18 protein-coding genes are annotated in these 15,900 nt (G+C 55.4%); 11 read left to right on the forward strand and 7 right to left on the reverse strand.

Going from position 1 to position 15,900, the window contains the following annotated elements; all coding sequences use genetic code 11:
• Positions 1-185: 185 nt before the first annotated feature.
• From CDI07_RS09045 to nucS, 3 genes are all read left to right on the forward strand, one after another.
• Positions 186-1,202, forward strand: a complete 1,017-nt coding sequence (locus CDI07_RS09045; RefSeq protein WP_088181308.1) for a TrkA family potassium uptake protein — start codon at positions 186-188, stop codon at positions 1,200-1,202.
• A 187-nt stretch (positions 1,203-1,389) separates the two neighbouring features.
• Positions 1,390-2,454, forward strand: a complete 1,065-nt coding sequence (gene radA, locus CDI07_RS09050) for a DNA repair and recombination protein RadA (protein ID WP_088181309.1) — start codon at positions 1,390-1,392, stop codon at positions 2,452-2,454.
• Between the two features lie 35 nt (positions 2,455-2,489).
• Positions 2,490-3,242: an endonuclease NucS gene (nucS, locus tag CDI07_RS09055; RefSeq protein ID WP_088181310.1), complete on the forward strand. Its 753-nt coding sequence runs from the start codon at positions 2,490-2,492 to the stop codon at positions 3,240-3,242.
• Here nucS and CDI07_RS09060 read toward each other — a convergent pair.
• The 3 genes from CDI07_RS09060 to CDI07_RS09070 are packed head-to-tail and all read right to left on the reverse strand — an operon-like array spanning position 3,239 to position 4,626.
• A complete protein-coding gene (locus CDI07_RS09060; RefSeq protein ID WP_088181311.1) occupies positions 3,239-3,619 on the reverse strand; it encodes a DUF473 domain-containing protein in 381 nt (126 codons plus the stop codon). The two genes, nucS and CDI07_RS09060, sit on opposite strands and share 4 nt — an antisense overlap.
• Before the next feature lie 9 nt (positions 3,620-3,628).
• Entirely contained in the window at positions 3,629-4,357 is a 729-nt protein-coding gene (locus tag CDI07_RS09065) for a proteasome assembly chaperone family protein (RefSeq protein ID WP_088181312.1), read from the reverse strand.
• A gap of 53 nt (positions 4,358-4,410) precedes the next feature.
• Positions 4,411-4,626: a hypothetical protein gene (locus tag CDI07_RS09070; RefSeq protein ID WP_088181313.1), complete on the reverse strand. Its 216-nt coding sequence runs from the start codon at positions 4,624-4,626 to the stop codon at positions 4,411-4,413.
• 116 nt (positions 4,627-4,742) lie between these two features.
• Between CDI07_RS09070 and CDI07_RS09075 the strand changes: the two genes are divergently transcribed.
• Together CDI07_RS09075 and CDI07_RS09080 are read left to right on the forward strand one after the other, a co-directional pair.
• Positions 4,743-5,516 (forward strand): S-methyl-5'-thioadenosine phosphorylase, encoded by a 774-nt coding sequence (locus CDI07_RS09075; RefSeq protein WP_088181314.1) that lies wholly within the window; start codon positions 4,743-4,745, stop codon positions 5,514-5,516.
• A 63-nt stretch (positions 5,517-5,579) separates the two neighbouring features.
• On the forward strand, positions 5,580-6,854 hold the full coding sequence (locus CDI07_RS09080) for an amidohydrolase family protein (RefSeq protein ID WP_088181315.1): 1,275 nt from the start codon (positions 5,580-5,582) through the stop codon (positions 6,852-6,854).
• 1 nt (position 6,855) lies between these two features.
• Here the strand turns inward: CDI07_RS09080 and CDI07_RS09085 are convergent, their stop codons facing one another.
• The gene (locus CDI07_RS09085; RefSeq protein ID WP_226996569.1) at positions 6,856-7,674 is read right to left on the reverse strand and encodes a hypothetical protein; all 819 of its coding nucleotides are present in this window, start codon (positions 7,672-7,674) and stop codon (positions 6,856-6,858) included.
• A gap of 136 nt (positions 7,675-7,810) precedes the next feature.
• Here CDI07_RS09085 and CDI07_RS09090 point away from each other — a divergent pair, with 136 nt between their 5' ends.
• The 3 genes from CDI07_RS09090 (at position 7,811) to CDI07_RS09100 (ending at position 10,315) form a co-directional block, all read left to right on the forward strand.
• Complete coding sequence (locus tag CDI07_RS09090; protein WP_088181317.1) at positions 7,811-8,353, forward strand: [protein ADP-ribosylglutamate] hydrolase; 543 nt, start codon at positions 7,811-7,813, stop codon at positions 8,351-8,353.
• A 286-nt stretch (positions 8,354-8,639) separates the two neighbouring features.
• Positions 8,640-8,840, forward strand: a complete 201-nt coding sequence (locus tag CDI07_RS10120) for a hypothetical protein (RefSeq protein WP_145954992.1) — start codon at positions 8,640-8,642, stop codon at positions 8,838-8,840.
• A 32-nt stretch (positions 8,841-8,872) separates the two neighbouring features.
• On the forward strand, positions 8,873-10,315 hold the full coding sequence (locus tag CDI07_RS09100) for an NAD(P)H-hydrate dehydratase (RefSeq protein WP_088181319.1): 1,443 nt from the start codon (positions 8,873-8,875) through the stop codon (positions 10,313-10,315).
• A 13-nt stretch (positions 10,316-10,328) separates the two neighbouring features.
• On the opposite strand, the gene CDI07_RS09105 is transcribed toward CDI07_RS09100, so the two are convergent.
• Genes CDI07_RS09105 through CDI07_RS09115 form a run of 3 tightly spaced genes read right to left on the reverse strand, consistent with a single transcriptional unit; the run spans position 10,329 to position 11,792 of the window.
• Positions 10,329-10,886: a transcriptional regulator gene (locus tag CDI07_RS09105; RefSeq protein ID WP_088181320.1), complete on the reverse strand. Its 558-nt coding sequence runs from the start codon at positions 10,884-10,886 to the stop codon at positions 10,329-10,331.
• Positions 10,887-11,192 carry a DUF211 domain-containing protein gene (locus CDI07_RS09110; protein ID WP_014788876.1) on the reverse strand — a complete coding sequence of 102 codons (306 nt, stop codon included), beginning with the start codon at positions 11,190-11,192 and terminating at the stop codon, positions 10,887-10,889.
• Between the two features lie 24 nt (positions 11,193-11,216).
• On the reverse strand, positions 11,217-11,792 hold the full coding sequence (locus CDI07_RS09115; protein WP_088181321.1) for a winged helix-turn-helix domain-containing protein: 576 nt from the start codon (positions 11,790-11,792) through the stop codon (positions 11,217-11,219).
• Between the two features lie 200 nt (positions 11,793-11,992).
• Here CDI07_RS09115 and CDI07_RS09120 point away from each other — a divergent pair, with 200 nt between their 5' ends.
• The 3 genes from CDI07_RS09120 (at position 11,993) to CDI07_RS09130 (ending at position 15,841) form a co-directional block, all read left to right on the forward strand.
• Entirely contained in the window at positions 11,993-13,402 is a 1,410-nt protein-coding gene (locus CDI07_RS09120; protein ID WP_088181322.1) for an acetate--CoA ligase family protein, read from the forward strand.
• A gap of 110 nt (positions 13,403-13,512) precedes the next feature.
• Positions 13,513-14,538, forward strand: a complete 1,026-nt coding sequence (locus CDI07_RS10195) for a hypothetical protein (RefSeq protein ID WP_168169250.1) — start codon at positions 13,513-13,515, stop codon at positions 14,536-14,538.
• A 145-nt stretch (positions 14,539-14,683) separates the two neighbouring features.
• Positions 14,684-15,841, forward strand: a complete 1,158-nt coding sequence (locus CDI07_RS09130) for a tryptophan--tRNA ligase (RefSeq protein WP_088181324.1) — start codon at positions 14,684-14,686, stop codon at positions 15,839-15,841.
• Positions 15,842-15,900 lie beyond the last annotated feature (59 nt).

Consider the following 15,900-nt stretch of genomic DNA (forward strand, 5'->3'; position numbering starts at 1 on the left):
TTCCATATCCATTGGCCTCAAATCCGTCCATAGTCAAAACTGGGTTCCAGTGGAAATGAAACTCTGGGGGGTCGTTTAGATGGGCATCGAAAAAGACCTCTGTTTCCACTGGAAAAATGAGTCCATCCGTGGATGTACTGGGACATGGGTGATAATTTTTTAAAGCAGGTGTCATAGTGTACATCATGATTCCGGTACCAGTGGTCAGGCGACTTCTCAGGATGAAGGTCAAGGTCAGCAGGAACCGGCTTCTCCAAATAGCGGCGCTTGTGCTCCTGCTGGCGATTATTTTTGCGTTCCTGTTCATGTATTTTGAGAACGTGGGATTTTATACAGCTTTTTACTGGGCGGTTATAACGATGGCCACAATCGGCTATGGGGATATAACGCCCCAGACCGAGGCCGGCCGCGCCGTGGCGATGGTCGCTGCCGTTGCCGGAATCTCGACTTTCACGGCCCTCGTTTCGATTCTGGCCGAATACTTCATTTCATCGTCTCTAAGGAGGATGATGGGCATGCACAGCGTTAGGTATTCCGGACACTACGTGATAATCGGCCGCGGGAGCAGCATACCCAGCTGCGTGGGTGAGCTCATGTCCGCGATTTCTAGTGGGGAGGTGGAGATGCGGCCCATAGTGGTGGTCTTTCCCGACGAGGGCGAGCGGAAGAAGGTTGAGCTTCCAGAGGAAGTGGAGGTCCTCATCGGCGACCCCACGAATCCAGAGACCCTTGAACGCGCCCACGTGAGGGAGGCATCCTACGTCATCCTCGCCCTGGAGGACGACTCGAAGTCCGTCTTCACGACCCTCATGGTGAAGCGCATGTCCAAAGCGAAGGTCTTCGTCGAGGCCCTCCGCGGGGAGAGCATGGAGCTGCTCAAAGGGGCCGGGGCCGACAGGGTGATACTCAGCAGAAGTCTCGCCGGAAGGCTCCTCGCAAGCTCCGTTTTCGAGCCCGAGGTGGTGGACGTCATAGATGACCTCACCACGGCCTCCGGCGGCTACGATATCTCCGTTCTGGAGCGCAGAGACCTGTGGGGCATTCCCTACGTCGAGGCCATGAAGCGCCTCCACGACGAGGGCTACTTCCTCCTCGGTTATTACAGGGAAAAGCCCGTTCTCAACCCAGCACTGGAAGAGAAGATTCCCGAAGGGTCCAAACTGATCATCATAAAGCCCGGCTCTTCCAGTGGAAAAAGGTGATGGCGTTGCCCCATCACTCTTACTTCCGGATTGTGTATCCAATCTCGATTGAAACGACCAAGCGGGGGCGTGAATTCGCGGTATTTCCCAATACTCGGCACTTTTGTCTTCCGCTCCATGGGAAAGAAAAGTATATAACCCTTCGGCTTTTTACCCCTATGAAAGGTAGCCGTAGCGGGTGAGTGAGATGCCAAGGAAGAAGAAGGCTGAGGATGAAATAAAAGAGCTCGAAGAGTTTGAGGAGCTCGATGTCGTTGAGGAGTCCCCGTCAAGCTCAACCAAGAAAAAGAAGGAGAAGGAAATAAAGACCCTTGAAGACCTCCCAGGCGTTGGTCCTGCCACTGCTGAAAAGCTTCGCGAGGCCGGCTACGACAGCATCGAGGCCATAGCAGTTGCATCTCCAATGGAGCTCAAGGAGATAGCGGGAATAAGTGAGGGTGCGGCGCTCAAGATAATCCAAGCCGCCAGAGAGGCCGCCAACATAGGAACCTTCATGCGTGCCGATGAGTACATGGAGAAGCGCAGAACCATAGGCAGGATTTCCACTGGAAGCAAGAGCCTCGACAAACTCGTTGGCGGCGGAGTCGAGACGCAGGCCATAACCGAGGTCTTCGGTGAGTTCGGTTCCGGAAAGACCCAGCTGGCGCACACCCTCGCGGTGATGGTTCAGCTCCCAGAGGAAGAGGGCGGCCTTCACGGTTCGGTCATATGGATAGACACCGAGAACACCTTCAGGCCCGAGAGAATAAGGCAGATCGCCGAAAACCGCGGCCTTGACCCCGAGGAGACGCTCAAGAACATCTACGTCGCGAGGGCCTTCAACAGCAACCATCAGATGCTCCTCATCGAGAAGGCCGAGGAGATAATCAAGGAGAAGGCCGAGACCGATAGGCCGGTAAAGCTTCTGGTCGTCGATTCGCTCATGGCTCACTTCAGAAGCGAGTACGTCGGCAGGGGAACCCTCGCCGAAAGGCAGCAGAAGCTGGCCAAGCACCTCTCTGACCTGCACAGGATAGCTGACCTCTACGACATAGCTGTCTTCGTTACCAACCAGGTGCAGGCTAAGCCCGATGCCTTCTTCGGCGACCCCACGAGGCCCGTTGGTGGCCACATCCTAGCCCACAGTGCAACCCTAAGAATCTACCTGAGGAAGGGCAAGGCCGGCAAGCGCGTAGCCAGGCTCATAGACAGCCCCCACCTCCCAGAGGGTGAGGCAATCTTTAGGATAACCGACAAGGGCATCGAGGACTGAGTTAGCTTTTTAACCCTTCTTCTTTACCCCATTCCATGTCAAAGGTTGAGGCCGTTCAGAACCCATCCTGCGATGAACTCATGAGGATAGTCGATTCCGCCCTGTCGTCCGAGGCAATGCTGACGATATTTGCCCGCTGCAAGGTGCACTACGATGGAAGAGCCAAGAGCGAGCTCGGCTCCGGCGACAGGGTGATAATAATCAAGCCCGACGGTGCCTTTCTCATCCACCAGAGCAAGAAGCGGGAACCCGTCAACTGGCAGCCGCCGGGGAGCTTCGTAACGGTTGGGGAGCGCGATGGCGTAATCATCCTCCGTTCAGTGAGGAGGAAGCCGAAGGAGATACTCGAAGTTGAGCTTGAGGAGGTTTACCTAGTCTCCATGTTCAAGGCCGAGGACTACGAGGAGCTTGCTTTGACAGGCAGCGAGGCCGAGATGGCGGAGATGATATTTGGAAACCCCGAACTCATTGAGCCTGGATTCAAGCCTCTCTTCAGGGAAAAGCAGATCGGTCACGGCATAGTGGACATCCTCGGACGCGATAGGGACGGTAACCTCGTCGTTCTTGAGCTGAAGCGCAGAAAGGCAGACCTGCATGCCGTCAGCCAGCTTAAGCGCTACGTTGAAGCCCTGAGCAAGGAGCACGGGGACGTTAGGGGGATACTCGTTGCCCCGTCCCTGACCTCCGGCGCAAAGAAACTCCTTGAAAAGGAGGGCCTTGAGTTCAGAAAGGTTCAGCCGCCGAAGAGGGAAAAGCTCGGAAAGGGCAGGCAGAAAACCCTGTTTTAACCTATGTCCATCTCCTGCGGTAGCATCTCGCGAACCCTGACCACCAGCACCGTGTTCCTCTTCCTCACTTCGACTATTCTGCCGAGGCCGAGGAGCCTCACCTGCGCCCGGCACACGGTCACTTCCCTCTCGTCGCTCTCTTCCCATGGAATCCTCTGCTCCATGCTCTCCAGGCGGAGTATCTCCGCGAGAAGCCCCTCCGTGCCCACAGTGACATCCTGGAAGGTTTCGTAGGTGAGGAAGATCCTTCCGAGCTCGCGGGCCCTTTCGAGCGCAATAACGTTCCTCGCGCTCCTTATCTCCAGAGTCTTGTACGGGCTCCTCAAAAGCTCATCGAGAACCCGTCTCGCGATTCCGGCGAGAGTTATCGCCTCCATACTCTCACCTCACAGGTAGATGCTCTCGTACTGCTTCTCGGCCTTTCTCCTGGCCTGCTCCATCTGCTCGTGCATCTTCCTAAGCTGGGCCTCTATCATCTCCGCCTCCTTGAGCAGGGGCTCCGTTGAGACCTCTATCGGTGTCAGCTTCTTCAGAACTTCTATGACGTTCGCAGCGGCCCTCGGGTCGGGTCTGTCCCCGAAGGTCTCTCCCAACAGCACGTAGGCGTCGAGTTTTTCCTTGCTTGCCTCCCAAAGGAGCTTTCCACTCATTCCCATTATCGAACCGTACTGGAGGATTTTCACTCCCAGGTTCTCGAGCTCCCTGTTCAGCTCTTCCTTGGCTCCAACCCCCCAGACGTCCATCTTCTCCTTGAAGAGGCCTATGCCTATACCGCCGAGGGATACGATCTTGTCCGCCCTCATGTCCCTAAGGTACCTCACGAGCTCCCGGGCTATCTCGCTCACCAGGGTGGGCGGGACGTAGATGTCCGCCACGGCGAGTATTATGTTGTCCTTCCCGTAGAACCTGAGGGGAGGGTTGGGTTTTCCGTCGAGGATCAGTGCCATAGGCGGGATGAACGGGCTCTCCACGTAGCCTATCATCTCCATTCCAAGCTCCTTCGCTAGGAAGTTCGCCGCTATGTGGCCGACCAGGCCTATCCCGGGATAGCCCTCTATCAGGATGGGGTTCTTTATCTCAGGGAGCACTATTTTCACCGGTCCCCCGTTGTCCATGCTCTCACCCCCACGAAAGAATTTAATTCCAAAAGGTTATTAAATTTTGCCCTCTACCGGACGGTGCTTCCCTCCAGTTCCGTCTTTATCTTCCACTCGTACCAGATGAAACCTCCGATTATCCAGCCTACCATAAACGTCACAAACCAGCCGGCTGAGGGTCTAACTCCCGAACCCAGAAGATGGAACATGAGGAAAGTCCCCACGAACCAGCCGATGATGCCCGCGAACGTCCAGGATATGAGCCATCTGCCGAGACCGGCCGGCATTTCAAATCCCAGTATGCCCCTTGGTCTTCATTGCCTTAAGCTTTATTCCGAGTTTCATTTCCACTGGAAAAGCAACCCTTAAATAACTCGGGCTTTATTTTTACAGGGTGATGTCTATGGTGAAGATTGGTATCATAGGTGGTTCGGGCGTTTACGGCGTCTTCGAGCCGAAAGAAACCGTGAAGGTCCATACCCCCTACGGCAGGCCTTCGGCTCCAGTGGAAATCGGAGAGATAGAGGGCATTGAGGTCGCCTTCATACCCCGCCACGGAAAGAACCACGAGTTCCCGCCGCACGAGGTCCCCTACCGGGCCAACATCTGGGCTCTCCATGAGCTCGGCGTTGAGAGGGTTATCGGCGTTACCGCCGTCGGCTCGCTCCGTGAGGAGTACAAGCCCGGCGACATAGTCATAACCGACCAGTTCATCGACTTCACGAAGAAGAGGGACTACACCTTCTACAACGGGCCGAGGGTTGCCCACGTTTCCATGGCCGATCCATTCTGCCCGGAGATGAGGAGGATATTCTACGAGACCGCCAAGGAGCTCGGCTTCCCTGTCCACGAGAAGGGCACTTACGTCTGCATCGAGGGACCGCGCTTTTCCACGAGGGCAGAGAGCTTCATGTTCAGGCAGTACGCCCACATAATCGGAATGACGCTCGTCCCGGAGATAAACCTCGCCAGGGAGCTGGGTATGTGCTACGCGAACATCGCGACGGTTACGGACTACGACGTCTGGGCCGACAAGCCGGTAGATGCCCAGGAGGTCCTCAAGGTCATGGCCGAGAACAACTACAAGGTTCAGGAACTGCTCAAGAAGGCCATCCCGCTCATTCCGGAGGAGAGGAAGTGCGGCTGCGCCGACGTGCTGAAGAGCATGTTTGTCTGATTCCTTTTCTCCGACACCTTTTTAACTTCCAGGGGAAACACACCTTCTTAAAAGGTGATGCTCATGAGCATTCTCATCAAAAACGGGCGCGTTATCTACGGCGAGAACTTTGAGGTCGTCGAGGCCGACCTTCTCATAGAAGGAAACCGCATCGTCAAGGTTGCCAAGGAGGTAACTGAAGCCGCAGACACCGTCATCGATGCCAGGGGGAAGGTGGTTTCTCCAGGCTTCGTGAACCTGCACACCCACTCTCCGATGGGCCTCTTCCGCGGTCTCGCCGACGATCTGCCCCTCATGGACTGGCTCCAGAACCACATATGGCCGAGAGAAGCGAAGCTCACGAGGGAGTACACCAAGGTTGGGGCCTACCTCGGCGCGCTGGAGATGATAAAGACCGGAACGACGGCTTTTCTCGACATGTATTTCTTCATGGACGCCGTTGCCGAAGTCGTGGAGGAGTCTGGCCTCAGGGGCTACCTCTCCTACGGGATGATAGACCTCGGCGACCCCGAGAAAACCGAGAAGGAAATAAAAGAGGCCCTTCGCACGATGGAGTTCATAGAGAAGCTCGGCTCCGACAGGGTTCACTTCGTCTTCGGGCCCCACGCGCCCTACACCTGCTCGATAGCCCTGCTCAAGGAGGTCAGGAAGCTGGCGAACGAGCACGGGAAGATGATAACGATCCACGTCAGCGAGACGATGGCGGAGATAGGCCAGATAACCGAGCGCTATGGAAAGAGCCCCGTGGTTCTGCTCGATGAGATTGGCTTCCTGGGGAAGGACGTCATCATAGCCCACGGCGTCTGGCTCGACAGCAGGGACATACAGATTCTCGCGAGGAACGGCGTTACCGTCGCCCACAACCCCGCGAGCAACATGAAGCTCGCGAGCGGGGTGATGCCGTTGCAGAGGCTCATCAACGCCGGCGTAAACGTCGGCCTCGGTACCGATGGTGCCGCCAGCAACAACAACCTCGATATGCTCGACGAGATGAAGCTGGCCGCTCTCATTCACAAGGTGCACAACCTCGATCCAACCGTGGCCGATGCCAAGACTGTCTTCAAGATGGCCACAGTAAACGGTGCCCGAGCCCTTCATCTCAACGCGGGTGTCATAAAGGAAGGCTACCTGGCGGATATAGCAATCATCGACTTTAACCAGCCCCACCTCCGCCCCGTGAACAACGTGGTTAGCCATCTCGTCTACTCAGCCAGTGGAAACGATGTCGAGACGACGATAGTGGACGGGAAGATCCTCATGCTCGACCGCGAGGTTCTCACGCTCGACGAGGAGAAGATACTTGACGAGGCCGAAAAAACGATAGGGAAGCTAGCTTAGCTCAGAGGCTGGCCAGCCAGTCTGGGTTTACCTCAACAGGCCTTTCCTTTTCCGCCCACACCCTGAGCTTTCTGTACATGGCTGCCCCAGCGACACCGGAGATTACGTTCGACAGGCCCGTTATGAGGCCGTCGATCAGGCCCGCCAGCAGGGTTTCAATGAAGCCCCTGGCAACGAGGGAGGTCATGAAAACGAGCCCTCCTGCCGCGGCCCCGATACCAACGATAACAGCTCCCATCAGGGCCCCGAAGACGAAGACTTCCTTGGCGTTGTCCAGGGCGGTTCCGATTATTCCCAGTCCCTCCCCGAAATCCTTGGTCCATATGTACGCCGGAATCATCATGGTGATTGTCCCCATCAGGAAGATCGCCGGGGGCAGTCCAAGCAGTCCCGCTATCACGTACCTCGTTGTTCCGGAGAGCGCGTAGTACGCCAGTATCGCTGGGAAGAGCATGAGACCGCCGACTATGAGGATGACGATTCCGTAAACGATGCCCACCAAGAGGGCCAGTATTCCCCCGGTTATGGACTCCTTAATGAGAGTCAACTCCTCGAAGGGTATGCCCTTTTTGTGGTAGTAGAATGCCTTGATTGGGTAGTATATTACGGTGAGCCTGATGAGCAGGGCAATGAGGACGAGGAGAGCCGCAATGCCCAGGTTTAGATTGGGGCTGTAATCCACAGGTCTCATATCGGTGTTGAATCCTGAGATGGCCAGGAGCACACCGGCTATCCCTGACGCCGCAACGGGATACCTCCATCTCTTCCCGTCCTCGGAGATGGATGCAATGGTTTCCCCCAGCGCCTCGAACGCCCTCATTCCACCACCACATTTCATAGGCTTCAGCCGTATTTAACTGTTACTGTTTTGAGTTGTATGTCGTGAAAAGCTTGCTTAGTAATTGCTCGCGCAAGGGTTAAATCCCTCCCGAGTAATCCTTGGAACGGTGAGTCCGATGGTTTCCTTCGAGATTGCCCGTGGGGACATAACCCACTTCCCGGCTGATGCTATAGTCAACGCTGCCAACCGCTATCTAGAACACGGTGGTGGCGTCGCCTACGCCATAGCCAAAGCGGCCGCTGGAGACGCCCGCGAATACATCAGGATAAGCAAGGAAGCCATGAGGGAGCAGCTCGGAAAGGGCTCCATCGAGCACGGGGAGGTAGTCGTGACCCCAGCGATGAGGCTTGAGGAACACGGAATCAGGTACGTCATCCACACGGTCGGGCCCTACTGCGGTGGCGTCTGGGACGATGACAAGAAAGAAAAGCTCAGAAAGGCAATTCTCGGCGCGCTGAGAAAGGCCGATGAGCTCGGTATCAAAACGATAGCGTTTCCGGCCATAAGCGCCGGCATCTACGGCTGCCCGCTTGAAGAGGTCGTGAGGACGTTCAAGGAGACTGTCGAGGAGTTCTCAAAGGAAGTGAAGAGCTTGGAGAGGGTTTATTTGGTGCTGTACTCAGAGAGGGATTACAAGCAAGCATTGAAATTTGTCTGAAGCTGGACATCTTCACACTAGCGTCCAGCGGAACGGAAAAATCTGATAGGAAATAGCGGGTGCATCGTCTATGGAACGTGAGAATAGTATGACTGGAGGGAACAATCCTTCCTTTTCCCCTTGGCTGCCTCTCCTTATACTGTTTCGGCTCGGTTTTCGCTTCGTCACGCTCCTCGATCCCATCCTCGGCATGGTGCTTTTCTACAACGTGCCCCTCTTGCTGCATCTTCCCAGATTCCTCGCCTTGGGTTACCCACTCCTTATGGGCATCGCTGAGGTTTACCTTATGGTGGTTCTCAGGAGGGGGAAGTTTCCCCTCAGGTTACTTCTGGCGTATTTCGTCATAGCCGTCGTCTTCGAGTTCCCCTACGCGGCGATTGAGAGTGGGACAAGTGAGATTCTCCTATTTGTCCTGGTGTGGTACATCACGGCTCCCCTCGGCCTGCTCCTCGTCCTGACCTCGTATCGCTCATGGAAAACCCCTTAACCTTTGAGTCTGAAATTTCTCCGGTGATTATCATGCGCATCGAGGACGTTTACATCTGGGACATAAACGCCAAGTGGCTTGGGATTACGCCTTACCAGCTCATGGAAAATGCCGGCGCTGGAGTTGCCAGAACGATTGAGGAGCGCTTTGGAAGGGGGCTCAAAATCGCCGTCTTCTCAGGAACAGGGAACAACGGCGGGGACGGCTTCGTGGCGGCCAGACACCTCAGCTTCGAGAACGAGGTCACGCTCTTCCTCGTGGGGAACGAGGCGAAGATAAGGAGCGATGAAGCCAAGCACAACTGGGAGATACTCAAGGGCCTGGACTTCGTGAAAATCAAGGTTCTCAAGGATTCCGCCTACATAAAGTCCCTGGACCTGAGCGGTTACGATGTTATCGTCGATGCCCTTCTTGGAGCTGGCACAAAGGGCGAGCCGCGCGAGCCGATACGCTCCGCGATAGAGAAGATTAACGAATACGCCGGAAAGGCGAAGATAGTGAGCGTTGACCTGCCGAGCGGCTATCCGAGCGCAATTCGGGTCAAGGCCGACTTCGCGGTGACCTTCCAGTGGGACAAGGAGGAGTACGAGGGCTTTGAAAGGATAATCGCCAAAATCGGCTATCCAAAGGAGCTCTATCACATCGTCGGCCCCGGTGATGCCAAGTTCGCGCTCAGGAAGAGGGGCGAGCACAAGGGTCAGAACGGTAAGTTGCTCATCATCGGCGGCAGTGGGGACTACTACGGCGCCCCATATCTCGCTTCCAAGGCAGCGAGCTACCTCGTCGATTTGGTTTATCTGGCAATGCCCTCTGAACCAGCGGAGAGAATAAGTGACCCCGATTTAATCCTCAGACCTATTGAAGGGAGGAACTTCTCACCGGACCACGTCCGTGAACTTCTGAGCCTAGCTCAAAAGGCCGACGCCGTCGTCATCGGCCCTGGAATCGGCCTCGCAGAAGAAACGGGGGAGTTCGTGAGGGAGTTCGTGAGGCGCTGTGAGAAGCCGATGGTCGTGGACGCCGACGGCCTAAAGGCGGTGGCAGAAGATTTGAGCGTTCTCGATGGGAAGACCTTCGCCTTAACTCCGCACGCGGGCGAGTTCGGGATTCTCTTTGGCGTGAAGCCCGAGGGTTCGCTCATGGAGAAGGCTAAGGTGGTGACGGAAAAGGCCGGTGAGATTAGGGGGGTTATACTTCTCAAAGGTCCCTACGACGTCATAAGTGACGGAAAGACCTGGAAATACAACAGAACGGGGAACCGGGGCATGACCACCGGTGGAACCGGCGATGTCCTGACAGGCCTCGTTGGCGCCCTGCTCGCGCTCGGCAACGAACCGCTCAGGGCCGCTTCAGTTGGTGCCTTCCTCAACGGCCTCGCCGGCGATATGGTGAAAGAGGAACTCGGCGAGAACTTCACGGCGTTGGAGATTGCGAAGAAAGTTCCACATGCGGTTAAGTGGGTGATGGAGTTCTGAGGTTTTCAATTCCTCAGAACTCAACCAGCTCCTTTACCTTCTCTGCCTTTTCACAGAGCTCACAGCTCTGAAGGAAAACCAGCATGTTGAGGAGGTGGAAGAGTTCTATCTCTGTCAGGTCGATGCCCGCCTGGGATATTCTCTTGATTACCGGCTGGGAATTTAGTTCTATCTCGTTCAGAACATCCTTGGCAAGATTCTTGAGCTTCTCCCGGTCTTCTATTTTGAATCCTGCCTTCTCCAGAACCTGTACTAGCTTTTCGGCCTCCACCTGGAGGTAGGCCTGCCTGAACTCCTCGACGCTCTCGTCCGGATCCGCCTTTATGAGGAACAGCCTGGCGCTCCTCGCGTAAACCCGCTCGTTTCCGTGGACCTCAAGCTCTTCCACGAGCCCGGCGTTCTCTAGAATCTTTATGTGTCGGTATATAGTCGTCCTGTCCTTCCCTATGGCGTCGCTGAGCTCGTTTATGGTCATGGGGTGCTCCCTCAATAGTTGAAGAATTTTAAAGCGGGTTTCATCGGAGAGCACCCTTATCCTTTCCGGCTCGGTTATTATGAGGACTTCCCTCACTCAGTACTCCTCCAGCTTGTCCTGGGGAGTCTCTCCCTCTTCGACGATCTTCTTACCGGCAGCGACCATGTCTATGCTGTGCACCACGCCGCCGAACTCCTCGATGGTCCTGACTATCTCGTCGTAGTCGAGGTTGTCGCCGACCATCGTTATCTTAACGTTCTCGGTTTCCTTGTCTATCTCAACGAGGGTTATGTTGACGCCGTCAACGCCCTCGAGCTCGCTTAGTCCGAGCGCCAGCTCCGTCACCATGGGCTGGTGCGGCTTAAGCACGTCCAGCACTAGAAGTCGTATACCCTTCGCCATATCCCATCGCTTCTCCTTTCGGCGTCATTTTTTAAGTATTTCTCCCAGCTTCTTGAGGAGCTCTAGGGTCTCCTCGTCGCGACCCATCCTGGCCATGGCCAGCCACTCGATGGCGTGGATGATGTCCTCGTTGGAGAAGTCCTTGAGAGCCTCTTCGTTGGCTTCGATCTCCTTGGATATCTCCGTCTTGTACTCATGCTCCTTTGCCAGGAGGCTGTCCATGACGTCGAGCAGCTCCTCGCCGTCGAACTCGTAGCCAAGGGCCTTGAATATCTCCAGCTTTATCTTGAGCCTTGAGCGGGCGAAGTAGCGGAGCTCCTCGTCCCCGAGGTACATGTTGATGTAGAACGCATCGGCCGTTCTTCCGTAATACTTCTCCACCAGGTTGCCCTTCATCTCCGTCCTCTTGACCTCGACTAGGCCGGCCTCCTTGAGCTTCTCGATGTGGTGGTATATCGTCTGGGGCGTCTTCCCCAGTATCTCGCTCAGCTGGGAGATGGTCATCTCCTTGTTGCGGAGCAGTCCGAGTATCTTCCTCCTCGTGTCCTCAAGCATCAGTTTTATAACTTCCGGGTCTGTTATGACCTTAACCTTCGCCATTTCCACCACCCAATTTAAACGTTCTAATGCCTCTTTTAACGTTATGGCATATAACCCTTTTGCTTCCCGCTACCTTTATATAAGTAAAGGTCATGGTTCATTAGGGCCGCAGCTGGACAAAATATCCAGCACCCGGATGTACCCATCTGTGGAGGAAGGCTTAAATATGGGCTCCCGAAAAACCTTCGGAGGTGGACAAGATGGAGGCTCCAAGGCTCGATTTCCTGTTTTACCCAAGGAGTGTCGCTGTCATCGGGGCGTCAAACGTCCCCGGAAAGATAGGGAACTCGATAATGCGCTCGATAACGCTCAACTTCAGCGGAAAGGTCTACGCCGTCAACGTCAAGGGCGGTGAGGTCGAGGTTAACGGGAAGAAGTTCCCGGTTTACAGGAGCATTAAGGAGATACCGGACGAGGTTGACGTCGCGGTCATAGCGGTTCCGGCCAGGTTCGTTCCTGATGTCATAGACGAGTGCGGCGAGAAGGGGGTTAAGAGCGCCGTCGTCATCTCGGCGGGCTTTAAAGAGGCCGGAAGGGTCGAACTCGAGGAGGAGCTCGTCAAGCGCGCCAGGAAGTGGGGAATAAGGCTCGTCGGTCCGAACTGCCTCGGCGTCACCAACCTCGAGAACGGCTTCGACTGCAACTTCAACCCGCCGGAGAGGCAGGCCAGGCCGCCCTTCGGAAAGGTCGCCTTCATGAGCCAGAGCGGTGCCTTCGGCGCTGCAATCCTCGACTGGGCCGCCAGTCACAAGATAGGCATGAGCAAGTTCATCAGCCTCGGCAACATGGCAGACCTCGACGAGAGTGACTTCATAGCCTATCTCGGCGAGGATGAGAAGACCGGCGTCATCACCGGCTACATAGAGGGCGTCAAGGACGGAAGGAAGTTCTTCAACGTTGCCAAGGAGGTCACGCTCAAGAAGCCCATAATCATCCTCAAGGCGGGAAGGACGGAGGCCGGCGCTAAGGCTGCGGCAAGCCACACTGGTTCCCTCGCAGGTTCCTTCAAGATATACGAGGCCGCCTTTGAGCAGACCGGTGTCCTGAGCGCCAAGAGCATGCGCCAGCTCTTCAACTACGCGAAGGTTCTCGCCATGCAGAAGCCGGCGAAGGGCAACAGGGTCGCCATAGTCACCAACGGCGGCGGTGCAGGAGTCATGATGAGCGACGGCCTGCTTGAGCGCGGCATGAAGCTAGCCGAACTGAGCGATGAGACCAACAGGAAGTTCAAGGAGGCCATAGAGAGGGGTGAGCTTCCGGAGCACATGAGCTACAAGAACCCCATCGACATCATCGGCGACGCCCCGTCGAGCAGATACGAGATAGCCATGCGCTACGCGCTGGAGGATGAAAACGTTGACGTCCTCGTCGTCATAGCCCTCTTCCAGAGCCCGGCCCTCGACGAGGGAATCGTCGAGGCAATGGCTAGGATGAGGGAGTACGGCAAGCCGATAGTCTTCGTGGCCCCCGGTGGAGACTACCCGCACAAGATGGCCAGGAACATTGAGCTCAAGGGCGTTCCCGTCTACGAGACCGTCGAGGACGGCGTCGATGCGGTCTATGCCCTCGTCAAGTACGGCGAGTGGCTGAGGGAGAACGGGAAGCTCTGATTCTTCTTAGCCTTTTCTCCCGTTTTCGCTATCTCTGACTGCAATTCTCGTGATGGAATTCTTTGACCTTAACATTCGAAAGGTTAATTAACCCCTTCCTTCGAGTTACTATGGGCGGTTCGATGAGACTACTCCCTTTGGTACTCGTGCCGTTGCTTCTGATCTCCTTGGTCAGTGCCGGGCTGTACTACGGGGGAGAAAGCTTCAAGTACTCCACCGGCTTCATCGTGGAGAACGTTTCCGCTGTTACACTCCCGGGAGGAACTGCATGGGTGGAGGACAAGCACATCCGTGTTTTTGAGGTACGAATCCTTCCCAGAAACCAGAGCCAGCTCATAGGCCTCACCATGAACCTTTCGTCCTCAGGGAGGATCTACTGGGTTGATTGCATCGTGAGCCAAGCGGCAGGGAACTACACGTCACCGGCGATTCTGTACCGCACTTCCGAGGGCTACACGGCCTCGTGCGACTTCAGGAGTGTGTGGGGTGAACTGACCGATATTCTTCCAGTTGACCCGTCCTATGTTCGTTTCTTCGAGGAGAATGGGTTTAATGTTTCCCTGAAATTCATTGTGGATGAAAACGCCTCAGTTCGCGTGGAGGAACTTAAAGCCTTCCTGTACCGCTCGAAGGAGCCAACGAATTTCGTTGTACTGGAAACCCCCGACGGCTACGAGCTGAAAATTGAGCCAGTTAAGTTCTCGTCCTTTGTCATTCGGGCTTCCTTCAGAGAAGATGCCGTCCTGAGTTTTCTTGGAAGCAACGATGACTCAGACAGCATGAACCTCACATTCCAGCGCTGCAACTGGAGCGACTACGGCGGTGTCATCGTACAGTTCATCTCCAATGACCCGCGCTTTCATTACAAAGGCAGGCATTTGCTGGTTGATGCCTTTGATTGTTCGGAGATTATGCGGTCTCAAATTCCGGATTTCAAGCGAAGATGGGCGGTTTTTGATGGAATACACGTTCGGAAACTGGATGACGTCAGGAGTGTGTTCTTCGCGGGCACCCTTTACGATCCACCGACCGGAAGGGAGGAACTGAGGTACTGGGGGGTTTGGCTTGGCCTTTCCCTTCTCATAGGGCTTGCAATAGGCATCGGCGTTGGATGGGTTCTCTGGAAAAGGCGGTGATTTTGAAACCATCCAAAAACTTTAAATCCCCTTCTTCCCTTTCTCTTCCCATGCTCGGTGATTGCTTTTGGCCTTGGTGAAGCCTTGCTCTTCTGCCCCGGCTTAGCCTTGGGTTTCGTTTCCACTGGAAATGGAGGTGTTTTGAATGGACGACGCGTTTAAGGTCACCCCATGGGACGTTGAGGGAATGGTGGACTACGCGAAGCTAATAGAAGAATTCGGAACAAGCCCGCTGACGGATGAACTGCTTGAGAAAACTGCCAGGCTGACCAGGAGCGAGCTGCCCATCTACTTCAGGAGGAGGTTCTTCTTCTCCCACAGGGACTACGACAAGGTTCTGGCGGATTATGAGAACGGTAAGGGTTTCTTCCTCTACACAGGGAGAGGTCCGAGCGGACCGATGCACATAGGCCACATCATTCCATTCTTTGCCACCAAGTGGCTCCAGGAGAAGTTCGGCGTCAACCTCTACGTCCAGATAACCGACGACGAGAAGTTCCTCTTCAAGGAGAAGCTCACCTTCGACGACACCAAGAGATGGGCCTACGACAACATCCTCGACATCATAGCCGTCGGCTTCGACCCGGACAAGACCTTCATCTTCCAGGACAGCGAGTTCACGAAGATATACGAGATGGCGATACCGATAGCGAAGAAGATAAACTACTCGATGGCCAAAGCGGTCTTCGGCTTCACCGACCAGAGCAAGATTGGAATGATCTTCTACCCGGCGATTCAGGCAGCCCCGACATTCTTCGAGAGGAAGCGCTGTTTAATCCCAGCGGCAATTGATCAGGACCCCTACTGGAGGCTCCAGAGGGACTTTGCAGAGAGCCTCGGCTACTACAAGACGGCGGCAATTCACTCCAAGTTCGTGCCAGGGCTCATGGGCCTTGAGGGTAAGATGAGCGCCTCAAAGCCAGAGACTGCAGTCTACCTCACCGACGACCCGGAAGAGGCCGGCAAGAAGATATGGAAGTACGCCCTCACCGGTGGGAGGGCCACCGCGAAGGAGCAGCGCGAGAAGGGCGGAGAGCCGGAGAAGTGCGTCGTCTTCAAGTGGTTCGAGATATTCTTCGAGCCCGACGACAAGAAGCTCATGGAACGCTACCACGCATGCAAGAGCGGCGAGCTGCTCTGCGGCCAGTGCAAGCGCGAGCTGATCGAGCGCGTTCAGGCCTTCCTGAAGGAACACCAGAAGAAGCGCAAGGAGGCCGAGAAGAAGGTCGAGAAGTTCAAGTACACCGGTGAACTGGCGAGGGAGCAGTGGGATAAGTCCATTCCGGAGCCGTTGAAGAACTGAGCTGGATTTTTAATCCCCTTTCGAAACTCTTTTATACTCGCCGGGATTAACTTTTACCG

It is taken from the genome of Thermococcus sp. 5-4 (assembly GCF_002197185.1).
Taxonomy (GTDB): domain Archaea; phylum Methanobacteriota_B; class Thermococci; order Thermococcales; family Thermococcaceae; genus Thermococcus; species Thermococcus radiotolerans.